The sequence below is a fragment of the Rhodococcus marinonascens NBRC 14363 genome, from assembly GCF_001894885.1.
Classification (GTDB): Bacteria; Actinomycetota; Actinomycetes; order Mycobacteriales; family Mycobacteriaceae; genus Rhodococcus_F; species Rhodococcus_F marinonascens.
In genome coordinates, this window is the sequence record NZ_BCXB01000003.1 from 104312 (window position 1) to 120747 (window position 16436).

Below are 16436 nucleotides of genomic sequence, written 5' to 3' on the forward strand. Positions count from 1 at the left end.
TTTCTCGAAACAGAGGCAGTGACGAATCGATGCAGAACGACATGGAGGAACAGCTGTGATTGACGAAGCTCTCTTCGAAGCCGAGGAAAAGATGGAGAAGGCTGTCAGTGTGGCCAAGGACGATCTGGGATCCATCCGGACGGGCCGCGCGAATCCGAGCATGTTCAACCGCATCGGGATCGACTACTACGGGTCCTTCACCCCGATCACTCAGTTGGCCAGCATCAACGTGCCGGAAGCGCGGCTCGTGGTGGTCAAGCCCTACGAGGCTGCACAACTCGGCCCGATCGAGACCGCTATCCGCAATTCCGACCTCGGCGTCAACCCCACCAACGACGGAAACCTGATCCGCATCTCCGTTCCGCAGCTCACCGAGGAGCGTCGGCGCGAGTTGGTCAAACAGGCCAAGTCCAAGGCCGAGGACGCAAAGGTGTCGGTGCGCAGCGTACGCCGGAAGGCCATGGACGAACTGTCGCGGATCCAGAAGGACGGCGAGGCAGGCGAGGACGAGGTCGGGCGAGCAGAGAAGGAACTCGACAAGACGACGGCCCGTTACGTCGGGCAGATCGAAGAACTGGTGAAGCACAAGGAAGCCGAATTGCTGGAAGTTTAGCTATGAGACGAGGAGTGGATCGGGGACAGTGACCGTGCCAACAGAACACGGGACCCCACGCGGACCCACATCAGAAGGTGACTCCTCAGGACCTCGCTCCGAGGGCAAGCCTTCGCGAGAGGCGGCCACTACCACGAAGTCGAAGGCAGGCCGAAACCTGCCCGCGGCAATCGCGGTCGGTGTCGGACTTGGCGCCGCCCTCATCGCGGTTCTGATCTACCTGCCCCTGGTGTGGATCGGCGTTGTATCAGTTGGGATGGCGGTGGCCACCTGGGAGGTCACCAAGCGACTCCGGGAGTCGGACATCAGCGCGCCCCGGATTCCGTTGCTCCTCGGCGGTCAGGCGATTCTGTGGCTCGCGTGGCCCTTCGGCCCGGTGGGGGTGCTCAGTGCGTTCGCGGGCACGGTGCTGGTCTGCATGGTGTGGCGCCTGTTCGACCACGGTCTGAAGGCGACGCCGCGGAACTTCCTCCGAGACACCGCGATCACAGTGTTCGTGGCCTCGTGGATTCCGCTGTTGGCGTCGTTTGCTGTCCTGATGGTGTTGCAGGAAGACGGTGCCGGTCGCGTCTTCTGCCTGATGATCGGCGTCGTCTGCTCCGACGTCGGCGGCTATGCGGCGGGCGTTTTCTTCGGCAAACATCCGATGGTCCCCGCGATCAGCCCCAAAAAGTCGTGGGAGGGGTTCCTCGGGTCGCTGCTGTTCTGTGTGATCGGCAGCGTCCTTTCGGTCACTCTGATCCTCGACGCGAACTTGATGATCGGTGTGCTCCTCGGCGTCGTCCTGGTGGTCGTGGCAACGCTCGGAGATTTGATCGAATCCCAGGTCAAGAGGGAACTGGGCATCAAGGACATGGGCACGCTCCTGCCCGGGCACGGCGGCATCATGGACCGTCTCGACTCCCTTCTGCCGTCGGCGTTCGTGACGTGGCTCGTGTTGACGGCCCTCGTCTGACCGCCTGGTCGCGATGATTCCGAGCCCGAACATCTGGCATTGGCCGGATGTGTACGAAGTCGAGAACCGCGCCCAGGACGTCGACGGAGCGATTTTCCGGTACCTGCGAGCGACCTTCGATTGGACTGGCAACACCGTCGTCGACGTCGGTTGCGGGTCGGGATTCCACCTGCCCGTGTTCGCGGAATCCGCGCAGACGGTCATCGGTGTCGAGCCGCACACCCCGCTGCTGAACCTAGCCCGCCAACGTGTGGCCGACATGCGCAACGTCCGGGTGATGGACGCCTCCGCCGAACGGATACCCCTCGGCGATGCGAGCGTGGATCTCGTGCATGCGCGCACGGCCTACTTCTTCGGTCCGGGGTGTGGCCCCGGAATCGCTGAGGCGTTGCGTGTTCTCCGACCGGGCGGAGCGCTCGTGGTGGTAGATCTCGACGCCACCGCTCATCCGTACGGCACGTGGATGTGTTCGGACCTGCCGCAGTACCGTTCGGGGCCCGTAGAGACATTCTTCGCCGCACAGGGCTTCGACCTCGTGCGGGTGGAGACGAGGTGGGCGTTCTCCGATCGCGAATCGCTCCGCGGAGTTCTGAACATCGAATTCACGAAGCGGACGGCGGCGAGGGCGTTCGCACGGACACCGGGCCTGTCGCTCGATGTGCGCTATCGCATACACGCCCGCCGAAAGCCCGCCGTCCTCGAAACACTCTGATCGCCGCGTTGCTACTGCGGGGCGTTGTACCGCTACTGCGGGGGCCAATCTCTTGACGGCGGGGTCTTGACCGCGGGGTAATGTCTCGCTACCGCGGGGCAACGTCGAATAGTCGCGCGAGAGCGTTGATCTTCTTCGCCTTCGCGAGCTTGGGGGCATCGCTGCCGTCTCGGATACCCGATCCGTCCTCGCCGAGGTCGGCGATGACGTCGCGTGCCCACTCGGCCTCGGCCGGCGATGGGCTCAGCGCGTCGTTGACGGGCGCTGTCTGCGCAATCGTCATGCACAGTTTCCCGGTCATGCCCATCGACAGGGTCAGGGCCGCCGCCCGTGTCAGCGCGTCGACGTCGGTGCCCAGTGTGGGGCCGTCGATCGGGGCGGCGATGCGAGCCGCTCGACTCGTCACCGACAGCCTCGACCGCGGATACGCCATCGCCAACGGCGAGTCGTCCATGCCGGTATCGCGGCGGAAGTCGCCACTGCCGAACGCGAGCCGGAATGTGGCCTCGGTGCGCGCGATCTCGGGTGCAGCCTCGAGACCCACAGCGGATTCGATGAGGGCAAGAACCTTGGTGCCACCGCGGAGTCTGTCCGCGGTCGCGTCGACCTGCATGCCGCTCTCGGTCTTGGCGAGCATGACGCCTTCGAGGCCGGGCACATCACTGAGGGCGTCCAGGTCGTCGGCCCAGTAGGGGGTGGTGGCGTCGTTGATGCGTACCCACGCTCGACGGCGCTCGCTGAGCCACGCGACGACATCGGCCCGGGCCTGGGGTTTGCGGTCCGGGGTGACGGCGTCCTCGAGGTCGAGAATGACAGCGTCCGCGGCACTGGTGTGTGCCGCCTCGAAGTTCTCGGGTTTTCCAGCGGGAACCAGGAGCCAGGAACGCGCCTGTTCAGCAGCGATGCGCGGTGCGATAGTCGTCTCCATGTCGGCTGTCTCCATGTCGGCCTTCACAGTCGTGTCTCTTCGGTGATGTCCACGACAACAATCATGCTCGTTTAACGCCCCTACGATCCACTCGCGTAACTACTGTTCGGTCAGTTACTTGTGTTCAGCTTGCGCCGCAGGCGAGCCGCATGTCGAATCTGGACGGTTTCAGCGCCGACCGACGCCGGAACCGCGACCATCGGGGATCTTCGAAAGCGAGTTCGAGGAGTCGTCCGGTGTTGTCGGCATACATTGATCTTCGTCCACCCGGACCGGTTCCGTGTGTGCATCGGGCGAGTGGACGACGATGATCTGGCATGCATGCGAGAGCCACGGCGGAATCAATGGGACAATGGCAGAACTATGGTTGTTTCGCTTCCTCTCGTGTTCAACGCGCCCCGGCGTGGGATGCCCCCTCGGCATCTCGCGGACCTCGACTCCGCCGAACGTCGGGAGGTGGTGAAGGAACTAGGGCTCCCCGGATTCCGCGCCGACCAACTGGCCCGGCAGTACTATGGCAGGCTCGAAGCAGACGCCGAGAAGATGACCGACCTGCCGGCGGCGGTGCGAGACCAAGTGGGCTCGGAGCTGTTCCCGGTCCTGCTGACCCCGGTCAAGCACCTCGCGTGCGACGGCGGCGAGACGCGGAAGACGTTATGGAAGGCGAACGACGGCACGCTGCTCGAAAGCGTCCTCATGCGCTACCCGGACCGTGCGACCCTGTGCATCTCGAGCCAGGCAGGTTGCGGAATGGCTTGCCCGTTCTGCGCGACCGGCCAGGCCGGACTGCAACGCAATCTGTCAACGGCCGAGATCGTCGACCAAGTGCGTGCCGCGGCGGCGGCGCTGCGGGACGGCGAGGTGGCCGGTGGCCCGGGTCGACTGTCCAACGTCGTGTTCATGGGAATGGGCGAGCCGCTCGCCAACTACAAGCGGGTGGTGGCGGCCGTGCGCCGGATCACCTCACCGGCCCCGGACGGCCTCGGGTTGTCGCAGCGGTCGGTGACCGTCTCGACCGTAGGGCTGGCGCCTGCCATCCGCAAGCTGGCCGACGAGGATCTCAGCGTCACTCTGGCGGTGTCCCTGCACACGCCCGACGACGAACTGCGGGACACACTGGTTCCGGTCAACAACCGGTGGTCGGTCGCCGAGGTCCTCAAGGCTGCCCGGTACTACGCCGACAAGACCGGCAGGCGGGTTTCGATCGAGTACGCGATGATACGAGATGTCAATGATCAGCCGTGGCGCGCAGATCTGTTGGGCAAGAAGTTGCGCAAAGCCCTTGGCGCCTTGGTGCATGTGAACCTTATCCCGCTCAATCCCACTCCGGGCAGCGAATGGGACGCGAGTCCGAAGCCGGTCGAGAAGGAGTTCGTCCGGCGCGTGCTCGCGCAAGGCGTGTCCTGCACTGTGCGTGACACGCGCGGTCAGGAGATCGCAGCAGCCTGCGGTCAACTCGCGGCCGAAAACTGAAGTCGCGAAACGCAAGCAGAGTCCGATGAACCCATTCGTTCCCGACTGATCGGGACGAGCGGGTTCATCGTCAGTTCGCCTTCGAAATTGGCTTGGTTTTCGAAACTAGCGGGGCTTGCGCCGCACGACGATGTCGCGGATGAGGATGCCGACCAGCAGGGCTGCGGAGCCGATCAGCCACAGGTCCTCGACCCTGCCGGTGTGGTTGCCGATGATCAGGGTCAGCAGGAAGACCGCGAAGAACCACCCGAAGAAACGGAACGTCTTGGGGGCTTCACCACTCCAGCCCCAGGCTGCGGACGGAACCTCCGCGGTGTCGACGTGCGAGGCCACGATGGGGTCGCTGGACGAGGGCTCCAACTGGGTACCGGCCACGATCGATCCTCCTGCAGATTCGGTTGCGCTACTCGACATATCGTGGCATACGACCGCCTGTCGTACGTAGCGGGGCCATCCGTTGCCGGAAACCGCAGAGCCATCAGGAACAATGGTCGGGTGGATGAAACCAGGCCCACTCGTGTCCTACTGCTCGGCAGTACCGGTTCGATCGGCACCCAGGCGTTGGAGGTGGTTGCCGCCAACCCGGACAAGTTCGAAGTCGTGGGTTTGTCCGCGGGCGGGGGAAACGTCGATCTGCTGGCACAACAGATCCGGGACACGGGTGTGTCCTCCGTTGCAGTCGCAGACCGCGGGGCCGCCGGCGCACTGGGCCTGCCAGGTGTGCTGAGCGGTCCCGACGCGGCAACCGAACTGGTGCGGACCACCGAGGCGGACGTCGTCCTCAACGCTGTCGTCGGATCCTTGGGGCTCGAGCCGACCCTGGCGGCACTCGAGTCGGGGGCGCGCCTCGCGCTGGCGAACAAGGAGTCACTTGTTGCGGGTGGGCCACTCGTGACGGCCGCTGCGGCACCCGGCCAGATCGTGCCCGTGGACTCCGAACACTCCGCGCTGGCGCAGTGCCTGCGTGGGGGGCGCTCGGAGGAGGTGGACAGGCTCGTGCTCACCGCGTCCGGAGGGCCCTTCCGCGGCTGGAGTGCCGAAGATCTCGAGAGTGTGAGCCCGGCGCAGGCGCAGGCGCATCCCACATGGTCGATGGGTCCGATGAACACACTGAATTCCGCAACCCTGGTCAACAAGGGACTCGAGCTGATCGAGACCCACCTGCTGTTCGGTGTCGACTACGACCGGATCGACGTCACCGTCCATCCTCAGTCGGTTGTGCATTCGATGGTGACGTTCACCGACGGTTCGACGCTGGCACAGGCCAGCCCGCCCGACATGAAGCTACCCATCGCGCTTGCGCTGGGCTGGCCGGACCGGGTCGCGGGGGCCGCGGCCGCGTGCGACTTCACGGCGGCGTCCACCTGGGATTTCGAGCCGCTCGACGGTACGGTCTTTCCTGCTGTCGACCTCGCTCGGGACGCCGGCAAGAGAGGCGGATGTCTCACCGCCGTCTACAACGCTGCCAACGAGGTCGCCGCTCAGGCATTCTTGGACGGCATCATCCGGTTCCCCGCCATCGTCCGCACCGTCGCGGCGGTGCTTTCGGAGGCGGACGAGTGGTCGGCTCCACCGACTAACGTGGAAGACGTCCTGGCCGCAGACGGCTGGGCACGTGATCGGGCGCGTCAGCTCGTGAAGCAGGAAGGCTAGAACTGCATGGTGTTCGTAGTGGGCGTTGTTCTCTTCGCCCTGGGGATCGCACTGTCGATCGCGCTTCATGAAGCGGGCCACTTGTGGGTGGCAAAGGCCACCGGCATGAAGGTGCGCAGGTACTTCATCGGTTTCGGACCCAGGATCTTCTCGTTCCGTCGCGGGGAAACCGAGTACGGGCTCAAGGCGCTCCCACTCGGTGGGTTCTGCGACATCGCCGGTATGACGGCGATGGACGAACTCGAGCCGGACGAGCAAGACCGCGCCATGTACAAGAAGGCCACCTGGAAGCGGCTCGCGGTGATGTCGGGCGGCATCGGCATGAACTTCGTTCTCGGCCTGGTCCTGGTCTTCGTACTCGCCGTCGGGTGGGGGCTGCCCAACCTCAGTCCTCCACCCGCGACGGCGCTCGGCGATATGAGTTGTGCGCCCGCCACCCAGTCCGAGGATGGTCGGGTCGCAGCGTGCACGGGAGATGGACCTGCCCAGCAGGCCGGCCTCCAGCGGGGTGACGTGGTCACCGCCGTGGGTGACACCCCGGTCGACACGTGGGCGCAGTTCGTGTCCGCGACCCAGGCACAGACCGGTCCGGTGGACTTCACCGTCGAGCGTGGCGGCGAGACCCTTACGTTCGCCGTGGTGCCACAGGAAGTGCAGCGGTATGTGATCGACCCGCAGACCGACGAGAAGTCGTCGGAGACGGTGAGCGCGATCGGCGTCGGACCCGACTATTACCTTCCGACCCAGTACAACGCGCTGGCGGCGATCCCGGCATCCGTGGCCTTCACAGGTGACATGTTCACCATGACCGCGGAGCGCATGGTCGAGCTGCCTGGCAAGGTCGTGGATCTGTGGCATTCCGTGACCGGCGGGGAGCGTGACCTGGATACCCCGATCAGCGTCGTCGGCGCCAGCGTCATCGGTGGTGAGGTGGCCGAGCGCGGACTGTGGGAGGTGTTCATTCTCCTGCTGGCCAGCCTCAATTTCTTCCTGGGGATGTTCAACGTCCTCCCGCTGCTCCCGCTCGACGGCGGACACATGGCGGTGGCGGTGTACGAGCGCGTCCGGGACTTCTTCCGCGGCCGCCGGGGACTGGCGCACGGCGGACCGGTCGACTACATGAAACTGCTGCCCGTCACCTACGTTTTCATCGTCGTCGGCGGCGCGTACATGTTGCTGACTCTGACCGCCGACATCGTCAACCCGATCCAGCTCTTCCCGTGATCGCTAAACTCGACCTCGAGCTACGAAAGAAGGCCCCCACGTGACCAGCCCGGTCGGATTAGGAATGCCGGAAGGCCCGGCCGCGGTTCTCGCGCCCCGACGCAAGACCCGCCAACTCGAGGTCGGAGCGGTTGGTGTCGGCAGCGACTCTCCGGTGTCCGTGCAGTCGATGTGCACCACGAAGACCCACGACATCAACGCCACCCTGCAGCAGATCGCCGAACTCACCGCGTCCGGCTGCGACATCGTGCGTGTCGCCTGCCCGCGTCAAGAGGACGCCGACGCGCTCGCGATCATTGCGAAGAAAAGCCAGATCCCCGTCATCGCCGACATCCACTTCCAGCCGCGCTATATCTTCGCCGCCATCGATGCCGGCTGCGCGGCCGTACGCGTGAATCCCGGCAACATCAAGGAGTTCGACGGGCGAGTCGGGGAGGTCGCGAAGGCGGCCGGGGACGCCGGCATCCCGATTCGTATCGGTGTCAATGCGGGCTCGCTAGACCCGCGTCTGATGCAGAAGTACGGCAAGGCGACGCCCGAGGCGCTCGTGGAGTCGGCGCTGTGGGAGGCGAGCCTGTTCGAGGAACATGGCTTCGGCGACATCAAGATCTCAGTCAAACATAACGACCCGGTCATCATGGTCGAGGCGTACCGCCAACTGGCCGCTCAATGCAACTACCCGCTGCACCTCGGTGTAACCGAGGCAGGCCCTGCGTTCCAGGGCACCATCAAGTCCGCGGTCGCATTTGGCGCACTGCTCGCCGAGGGTATCGGCGACACGATCCGAGTGTCGTTGTCCGCGCCGCCCGCAGAAGAGATAAAGGTCGGCACGCAGATACTGCAGTCGCTGAACCTGCGCCCACGGAAGCTCGAGATTGTGTCCTGCCCGTCGTGTGGTCGCGCGCAGGTCGACGTGTACACGCTGGCGGACGAGGTCACCGCGGGACTCGAAGGCATGGATATCCCGCTGCGCGTGGCCGTGATGGGGTGTGTCGTCAATGGCCCCGGTGAGGCACGGGAGGCTGATCTAGGTGTTGCGTCGGGCAATGGCAAGGGGCAGATCTTCGTCAAAGGTAAAGTCATCAAGACTGTGCCCGAGGCGCAAATCGTCGAAACTCTCATTGAGGAAGCGATGCGGATCGCGGAGGAGATGGAAGGCGATTCGACGTCCGGTTCACCCGTCGTCACGGTCAGCTGACCGGAGGTCTACGGTGGCCGTCGAAACGACTCCCGTTTTCGGCAAGTTCGTGGCAATCTAGTGGGCACGACTACTAGCTGACAAGGTTGGGTAGATGCTCAAGCTCCTCGGTGCGAAACAGTTGAGCAGTCGAGACGCGGCACTCGCGCTCCGCGTGCTCGACGCCGATCCTGTCGCTGCCTGCATGGTCGCCGCCCGGGTGGAGCATGGCGGAACCGACCCCCGGATGATCCATGGAGAGTTGTGGAGTCGCGGCGGGCCACTCGAATCGCTGTGTTTCTCTGGCGCGAATTTCGTCCCGCTTCGCGGCAGCACCGATGATATGCGGGCGTTCGCAGATCGGGCCTGCCGGACACCGCGCATGTGTTCGTCCCTGGTCGGCCGGGCCGAGCTGACCCTGCCGCTGTGGGGGATGCTCGAACTGGACTGGGGGCCCGCCCGTGAGGTCCGCGCCGATCAGCCGTTGCTGGCCTTGGCAAGTACACCGCTGTGCCGACCAGATCCGCTGGTACGGCAGGTGCGGATGCGCGAACTCGACCAGTACCTTCCCGCCGCTGTCGCGATGTTCATCGAAGAGGTCGGCATCGACCCCCGCGCCAACGACGATGGTCGTGGCTACCGCCGGCGCGTCGCGAACCTCATCGCGGCGGGCCGGGCGTGGGCGCGGTTCGAGGACGGTCAGGTGGTCTTCAAGGCCGAGGTGGGATCGGTGTCCTCCCGGGTAGGGCAGATTCAGGGTGTCTGGGTACATCCGAGGTACCGGGGGCTTGGATTCGGAGCGGCCGGTACGGCGACGGTAGCTCAGGCGGTCATCGCCGACGGCCGGGTCGCCAGCCTGTACGTCAACAGTTTCAACACCATCGCCCGCAGTGTGTACGCGCGCATCGGCTTCAGCCAGGTTGCGACTCTCGCCACAATTCTCCTGGACTGACATCGCGCCCTGCCTACCCTGCCGACAGTGTTCGTCGACATAGCATGGGCGGCGATGAACCTTCGGCCCTTCCTTCACACACGCATTCTTCACGCACGTATCGTCCGGTCGATCGCCCTCGGTGGGGTCGCTGTGCTGATCGTGGGTGTGACGGCGTGCACGCCGCGACCGGACGGCCCGGAACCGGCGGCCCAGGCGTTTCTGGCAGCCTTCGCCGAACGGGATTCCGAGCGGGCCGCGGGCCTCTCGGACCGTCCCGACGCCGCCCGGCAGACCCTCGAGTCGACGTGGAAGTCACTGCAGGCCGAATCTCTCGAGGCTGAGACGACGGACGTCCGCGTAAGCGGTGACACGGCCACCGTGGGTTACACCTACGAATGGCATCTGACGAAGGATCGGGTGTGGACATATTCGGGCGAACTCCAGATGGGCCGACGCGGCGGCGACTGGGCTGTGCGCTGGAGTTCCACCAACGTCCATCCCCGACTGGGGGATCGTCAGACGATGTCGCTGCGTACCGTTGCGGCGCCCAGGGCGCGAGTCAACGAGCATTCCGGATCGGACGTGCTCGTGCCAGGTGTCGTATATCGCGTGAAGTTCGATGCGACGGAATCAGGCAATGTGATCAGGAGCGCGCAGTCATTGGCTTCGACGCTGGCGACGTTCGACAGCACCCTCACCGCGCAGTCGATCGCGGAATCCGCCACCGCGGTGAATGGTGACTACCTCGTCACCCGGCTGAGGTTGGAGGACTACGACCGGGTCGCGGGCGTGCTCGGTGGGATCCCCGGTGTGACGGTGTCCGACGAGGCCGACCTGGTGGCTACCGACCGGACGTTCGCCCCCGATCTCATCGGCCAGGTGAAGAAGACGGTGATCGACGAGGTCGACGGTGAGGCCGGTTGGAGCGTGGTCACCGTCAATCAGAACGGCGTCGACACCGATGTGCTCACCGAGACACCGCCCAAGCCCGTCCCGTCGTTCTCGATCAGTCTGGACCGGCCCATACAGATTGCCGCGCAGAATGCCGTGAACGCCCGACCTGACCAGACGATGATGGTGGTCGTTCAGCCCTCGACCGGCAACATCCTCGCCGTGGCTCAGAACGAGGCGGCCGACAGGGACGGACCAGTCGCCCTGACCGGCCTGTATCCGCCGGGTTCCACCTTCAAGATCATCACTGCGGGTGCGGCGATCTCTTCGGGTATCGCGACACCCGACACGATGGTGCCTTGCCCCGGTCGTATCGAGATCGGTGAGCGAAGCGTGCCGAACTACAACGAATTCGCGCTCGGCACGGTGTCGATGGCCACTGCGTTCGCCCGGTCGTGCAACACCTCGTTCGCGAAACTGGCGAGCGAGATGAAACCGAACGCGCTGACCGTCGCGGCTTCGCAGTTCGGAATCGGTGCCGACTACAAGGTCGTCGGTCTGCCAACCTACACAGGTTCGGTACCGGAAGCCGATGATCTGGTCCAACGAACGGAGGACGGTTTCGGACAGGGCAGGGTGGTGGTCAGCCCCTTCGGTATGGCGTTGGCAGCCGCGACCATCGCGCATGGTTCGACACCGCTGCCGGGGTTGATTGCCGGACGGGAAACGGCGACCGACGGCGACCCTCCGCCGATCAGTAGCGAGATGGTCGACGGTCTCCGCACAATGATGCGACTCGTGGTGACGAGCGGCACCGCCGGGCGGATCGCGGATCAGGGCGAGGTGTACGGCAAGACGGGTGAGGCCGAGGTCGAGGGCGGGTCGCACGCCTGGTTCGTCGGCTACCGCGGCGATCTCGCCTTCGCGACCCTTGTGGTGCGAGGAGGAAGTTCAGACAATGCCGTCGCCGTGACTCGCGACATGTTCGCGGCGCTGCCCGAGTGGTACTGACCTGCGTGGCAACGGATCGCTAGGGGAGTGGCCCGAGTTTGCGTGCGGTGACCACCGCCTCGTGGCGCGACCGCGAGTCGAGCTTGCTCATGGCGCTGCGTAGATGGCTCTTCACCGTCTCGGGGCCGACTGAAAGGCGTTGTGCTGCGTCGAGGTTCGTGCATCCGAGCGCAATGTGGGACAGCACGTCGATCTCGCGTGGCGAGAGGTGAACGCCGGTCTCCTCGACGTCGGAGTCGGCTCCAGGCCGGAGTGCGCCTGCGATCCGTTGCGATAAACCCGCGTAGCCGGGCCTGCAACGAAGGATCGGTGATCGTCTGTGCAACGCTCCGTAGTTCCGCGTGAATGTCACGCATTTCTTCGGCGCTTGCGCCGTCGACACCGTTGTCGTCGAGAGTGCCCATCATTTCGAGACGGCGATCGATCTCGTCGCGGATGGCGGCGTAGAGGACGGCACGTGAGGTGCCCCGCACAACGACGGGCACCGCGAGGACGGACCGAAGGCCCTCGCGGTGGACGTGCCGGTCGAAGTGGTGCGTGATGGTCGAGGAACTGCCGTAGTCGTCAACCGAGGCTGGGGCGCGCTGGGCAACCACCCGACCTCCCAGACCGGAGCGTGACGGTATGGCCAGCCCCTCGAGGTTGTTTGTGCGGGTACCGACGAACTCGCTGAGGTGCAGTGTGTCGTCCTGCACCTCCCTGCCGAACAGGACCGGTGCGAGGGCGTGAGCTGCGATCGAGCGCAGCTCACCACGCAATGCGTCCCCGTCACGAGGGCGCAGCAACGACGGTGCGTGAGCGTCCAAGTCGGGCACCCCATTCCGGGGTAGTCTTGGCGAGCTGTGAGCAGGATCATAACCGTAGCGAGTTCGAGTGAGAGCCGAACCTTCTGTACCGAGCACATGAGAGCGCAAGGAGTGCCGCATGACCACAGATCCCACCGCACGCGTGCGTGAGCTGCTGAACCAGTACGACACGCCGACGGCGTCCGCGGCGGAATTGCTCTGTGATCGGCACCCAGCAGATGACGTGGCGTTCACCGTCGTGGAGGCGGACCTGTCGTCGACGGACCTCACCTACGGATACCTACGCGAGCAGTCGACCAGGTTCTCGGCCGCACTCGCGGATCTCGGTGTCGAGCCCGGTGACCACGTCGCAACGTTGATGGGCAGGTCCGCGGAACTGGTTGTCGCACTGCTCGGCATCTGGCGCCGCGGCGCCGTCCACGTCCCGCTGTTCACCGCCTTCGCTCCACCGGCCATCGAGTTCCGGCTCGCTGCCAGCGGCGCGAAGGCCGTGATCTCGGACGCTGATCAGCTCGACAAGCTGCTTCCGGACAAGGACATTCCCGCGGACGCGTCGTGGAGGGTGGTGGTTGCGGGAGGAGACGGCACCGCCGCGCTCGATTTCGGCATGCTGGTGGAGGAGCACGATCCCGGCGACTCAGGGGGTGTCGCCGTGACTGTCGGCGGCAACGGACCTTTGGTCCAGCTGTTCACGAGCGGCACCACAGGAACTCCGAAAGGCGTGCCTGTGCCCCTGCGCGCGCTCGCCTCATTCCACGCGTACCAGGAATTCGGATTCGATGTACGTAAAGACGATGTGTTCTGGAACGCGGCGGACCCTGGCTGGGCGTACGGCCTGTACTACGCGCTGCTCGGGCCTCTCGCCGCCGGTAGCCGCAGCATCCTGCTTCACGCCGGGTTTTCCGCACCGCTCATGTGGAAGGTGATGGAGCGCTTCGGCGTCACCAACTTCGCGGCAGCGCCGACCGTGTATCGGAGTCTGCGCGCTGACCCGACACCAATCCCCGACACGGTGCGGTTGCGTCGCGCCTCTTCCGCGGGCGAACCGCTGACACCCGACGTGATCTCATGGTCGAAGGCCAACCTGAACGTGCTCGTGCGCGATCACTACGGCCAGACCGAACATGGCATGTTCATCGCCAACGCCTGGGTGGAAGGCCTGCGGGAAGTGGTCCGGGAAGGCTCCATGGGCAAGCCGCTGCCAGGCTGGACGTGTGCAGTTCTCGAGAACGACTCCGACACCATCGCCCCGCCTCGCACCCCCGGGCGGGTCGCGATCGATACCCTGAGCAGCCCATTGATGTGGTTCACCGGATACGCCGACGCTCCCGAGAAGACCGCGCAGCGGTTCACCGAGGACGGTCGTTGGTACCTCACCGGTGATGCAGGGCAGACCGACGAGGACGGCTTCTACTTCTTCTCCGCCCGCGACGACGACGTCATCATCATGGCCGGCTACCGGATCGGCCCCTTCGACGTCGAGAGTGTGCTGGTGATGCACGACCACGTCCTCGAGGCCGCGGTCGTCGGCATGCCCGACGAGTTGCGCGGCGAGGTTCTCGAGGCGTTCGTAGTGCTCCGCGACGGTATCGACGGCACCGACGAACTCGAGGTCGAACTGCAGACGCTGGTCAAGAAGAAGTTCGCTGCCCACGCCTACCCGCGCGCCGTGCATTTCGTCCCGAATCTGCCGAAGACTCCCAGCGGCAAGGTGCAGAGATATCTCCTACGTCAGAAGTAGCCTGGTTGTTCCTGGCGCCCAACTCCCGACGCCCGACGGGTGAGCGGCTCGGTGAGTTGTCTATGCCTCGCGTCGAAACAGGTAGTACTGTGCCGAACGCTTGAATGCCACTCCGCGTTGGCTGGTGAGGATCTCTTCGAATCTGTGGTCGGTTGGGCGTTTCGCTACCTGAAAGTCCGTGAGATCGCTGGTACGAAACGAGTGGGCAGTTGCGGTTTGGACGGCGATCAATCGGTAGCGGGGATCGAGCATCGCAATCGATGCATCACCGTGTGAATTGTTCGCCAAGAGGTACCCACCCACCTTTAGGTAGCGGGTGCAGAAATGCGATATCGGTCCTGCAAACAATGAGATGAGTACGTCAGCAGAATCGTCGTCGACCTCGGAAATCGGCTCCTGGTAGTCGGTAATGAGGAACCTCGCGCCCGGTGGCGTGTGGTCGAGGTTCCGCACCCGTTTTACGTAGTTTTTGTCCTTGTCGACGAAAGTCACCTCGGCCCACACGTTGAGTGGAGTCGCGTCGAGGAACGAGCCCGGATACAGTGCGACGCGACCACCGGCGAGCTCACGCGCTGCTTCGTATACCGCAGTGCGGTCACCGATCTTGGCCAGGTAATCCTCGAACATCGCTTCGACTCTAGACCAGTTGTGCGGTTGGCCGCGCGGCGTTTCCTGCCCGGCAGGAGAACTTTCCGAGGGAATGAGGATTGGGGCCCGTGGAGTGGTGTAAATCGTCGGGCGCGTGGTTCCGTGGTGTCGGCGACCATGCTGATCGCGCACCATCGGACTGGTGGGCTGGCTGAAGATGGTGCGGACCGCTGTGGTCAACCCTCCGGCTCGGCCTTACGTATGCTGGCGAGCATTTAGTATGCCTCAGTGATTACCGCGTGCCGGTCAGTTCGATGGAGGCAGACTGGTACAGCGCCGTCGCGCGGTCTCCCTTCAGAGTCTGCGAGGAAAATCGACGCAATCCGGCCTTCGAGAAGGGCGTTGAAATACATGAATGGTCATCCTGACGCAGTAGTTGTCGGCGCCGGTGTAATCGGCAGTTCGATCGCTTTGCAACTGGCAAAACGGGGAAACGACGTCCTGGTAGTCGACAAAGCCGGCGGCCCCGGCTATGGATCGACCAGCGCGTCGAGCGCCATCATCCGATACAATTACTCCACTCTCGACGGAGTTGTGACCGCTTGGGAATCAGGTCAATGCTGGACCAATTGGCGAAGCTACCTAGGTTTGGATCAGGATGTCGCGGTCGCCCAGTTTCACAGGACCGGAATGGTTTTTCTCGATGCCGACATAGCTCCCCGAGACCGCACCATCAAGCTGTTCAAGGGTGTCAACATCCCCTACGAGGAATGGGACACCGCTGAGCTGGTCCAACGCGTACCCGGAATCGACCCTGGCCGCTACTTCCCACCCAAACCGGTCCACTCCGACGAATTCTTCGATGATGCCACTTCCACGCTGGGTGCCCTCTTCACCCCCGACGCCGGATTCGTCAACGACCCCCGGCTCGCGGCCGCCAATCTCGCGCAAGCAGCCGCTGCTCACGGAGCCACCTTCAGGTACCGGGCAGCCATTGTCCAGATCGAGCAGACCACCGACGGACTGTGGCACCTACGTCTAGGCGACGGCACCACCATCGACACACCGGTCGTAGTCAACGCCGCCGGACCCTGGTCTGGGGCACTGAACAAGATTGCCGGCGTCGGAGCCGACTTCACAGTATCCGTCGCCCCTATGCGTCAAGAAGTCCACCATGTCAGTGCGCCCCCCGGATTCAACGCCGGAGGACAGCTCGGCCCGAGCATCGCCGATATGGACTTGGGAATCTACACACGACCCGAAACCGGGGGCGGCTTCCTCATCGGCGGAACCGAACCCGACTGTGACGCCCTCGAATGGATCGACGATCCCGATACCGTCAATCTCAGTAGAACCGCGGACCGCTTCGAATCCCAAGTGATGCGAGCTGCGCGACGGTTCCCCGATCTGACCGTGCCGTCTCAACCAAGTGGCATCGCCGGCGTCTATGACGTGGCGTCGGATTGGACGCCGATTTACGACAAGACAGATCGAGACGGGTTCTACGTGGCGATCGGAACCAGCGGCAATCAGTTCAAGAATGCTCCCCTCGCAGGCGAGTTCCTGGCCCAGATCATTACGGAAGTCGAGGCGGGTCACGACCACGACCACGACCCGGTCCAGTACATCGGGCGCACGACAGGGCTTACCGTCGACCTCGGGTCGTTTTCCCGGAAGCGCGCGCTGAATGCCGAATCTTCGGGAACTGTTCTCGGCTGACCATCTTGCGC

The 16436-nt window shown here is 64.4% G+C and carries 14 protein-coding genes and 1 pseudogene; 11 read left to right on the forward strand and 4 right to left on the reverse strand.

Features of this window, described 5'->3' with window-relative positions; translation table 11 throughout:
- The first annotated feature begins 55 nt into the window (after positions 1-55).
- Genes frr through RM2_RS04155 form a run of 3 tightly spaced genes read left to right on the forward strand, consistent with a single transcriptional unit; the run spans position 56 to position 2280 of the window.
- Positions 56-613 carry a ribosome recycling factor gene (gene frr / locus RM2_RS04145; protein WP_072687572.1) on the forward strand — a complete coding sequence of 186 codons (558 nt, stop codon included), beginning with the start codon at positions 56-58 and terminating at the stop codon, positions 611-613.
- Positions 614-641: 28 nt separating this feature from the next.
- Positions 642-1568, forward strand: a complete 927-nt coding sequence (locus tag RM2_RS04150; RefSeq protein ID WP_084721629.1) for a phosphatidate cytidylyltransferase — start codon at positions 642-644, stop codon at positions 1566-1568.
- A 13-nt stretch (positions 1569-1581) separates the two neighbouring features.
- Positions 1582-2280: a class I SAM-dependent methyltransferase gene (locus RM2_RS04155; protein WP_072687573.1), complete on the forward strand. Its 699-nt coding sequence runs from the start codon at positions 1582-1584 to the stop codon at positions 2278-2280.
- A gap of 88 nt (positions 2281-2368) precedes the next feature.
- On the opposite strand, the gene RM2_RS04160 is transcribed toward RM2_RS04155, so the two are convergent.
- Positions 2369-3223 carry an HpcH/HpaI aldolase/citrate lyase family protein gene (locus tag RM2_RS04160; protein WP_245813728.1) on the reverse strand — a complete coding sequence of 285 codons (855 nt, stop codon included), beginning with the start codon at positions 3221-3223 and terminating at the stop codon, positions 2369-2371.
- Between the two features lie 348 nt (positions 3224-3571).
- On the opposite strand from RM2_RS04160, the gene rlmN reads away from it, so the two are divergent.
- Positions 3572-4681, forward strand: a complete 1110-nt coding sequence (gene rlmN / locus RM2_RS04165; protein ID WP_218017209.1) for a dual-specificity RNA methyltransferase RlmN — start codon at positions 3572-3574, stop codon at positions 4679-4681.
- Between the two features lie 105 nt (positions 4682-4786).
- Here rlmN and RM2_RS04170 read toward each other — a convergent pair whose 3' ends face one another.
- Complete coding sequence (locus RM2_RS04170; protein ID WP_072687734.1) at positions 4787-5056, reverse strand: DUF2631 domain-containing protein; 270 nt, start codon at positions 5054-5056, stop codon at positions 4787-4789.
- A 120-nt stretch (positions 5057-5176) separates the two neighbouring features.
- Here RM2_RS04170 and dxr point away from each other — a divergent pair, with 120 nt between their 5' ends.
- The 5 genes from dxr (at position 5177) to RM2_RS04195 (ending at position 11571) form a co-directional block, all read left to right on the forward strand.
- On the forward strand, positions 5177-6334 hold the full coding sequence (gene dxr / locus RM2_RS04175) for a 1-deoxy-D-xylulose-5-phosphate reductoisomerase (protein ID WP_072687574.1): 1158 nt from the start codon (positions 5177-5179) through the stop codon (positions 6332-6334).
- Between the two features lie 6 nt (positions 6335-6340).
- Complete coding sequence (locus RM2_RS04180; RefSeq protein WP_072687575.1) at positions 6341-7558, forward strand: M50 family metallopeptidase; 1218 nt, start codon at positions 6341-6343, stop codon at positions 7556-7558.
- A 40-nt stretch (positions 7559-7598) separates the two neighbouring features.
- Entirely contained in the window at positions 7599-8756 is a 1158-nt protein-coding gene (gene ispG / locus RM2_RS04185) for a flavodoxin-dependent (E)-4-hydroxy-3-methylbut-2-enyl-diphosphate synthase (protein ID WP_072687576.1), read from the forward strand.
- 94 nt (positions 8757-8850) lie between these two features.
- Positions 8851-9687 (forward strand): GNAT family N-acetyltransferase, encoded by an 837-nt coding sequence (locus RM2_RS04190; RefSeq protein ID WP_072687577.1) that lies wholly within the window; start codon positions 8851-8853, stop codon positions 9685-9687.
- Positions 9688-9741: 54 nt separating this feature from the next.
- A complete protein-coding gene (locus RM2_RS04195) occupies positions 9742-11571 on the forward strand; it encodes a penicillin-binding transpeptidase domain-containing protein (RefSeq protein ID WP_072687578.1) in 1830 nt (609 codons plus the stop codon).
- Between the two features lie 19 nt (positions 11572-11590).
- Here the strand turns inward: RM2_RS04195 and RM2_RS04200 are convergent.
- Positions 11591-12386: pseudogene (locus RM2_RS04200) on the reverse strand (helix-turn-helix transcriptional regulator).
- A gap of 109 nt (positions 12387-12495) precedes the next feature.
- On the opposite strand from RM2_RS04200, the gene RM2_RS04205 reads away from it, so the two are divergent.
- Complete coding sequence (locus RM2_RS04205; protein WP_072687579.1) at positions 12496-14118, forward strand: AMP-binding protein; 1623 nt, start codon at positions 12496-12498, stop codon at positions 14116-14118.
- A 60-nt stretch (positions 14119-14178) separates the two neighbouring features.
- Here the strand turns inward: RM2_RS04205 and RM2_RS04210 are convergent, their stop codons facing one another.
- Positions 14179-14745, reverse strand: a complete 567-nt coding sequence (locus RM2_RS04210) for a hypothetical protein (protein ID WP_072687580.1) — start codon at positions 14743-14745, stop codon at positions 14179-14181.
- Positions 14746-15117: 372 nt separating this feature from the next.
- Between RM2_RS04210 and RM2_RS04215 the strand changes: the two genes are divergently transcribed.
- Positions 15118-16425, forward strand: a complete 1308-nt coding sequence (locus RM2_RS04215) for an NAD(P)/FAD-dependent oxidoreductase (protein ID WP_072687581.1) — start codon at positions 15118-15120, stop codon at positions 16423-16425.
- The last annotated feature ends 11 nt before the right edge of the window (positions 16426-16436 follow it).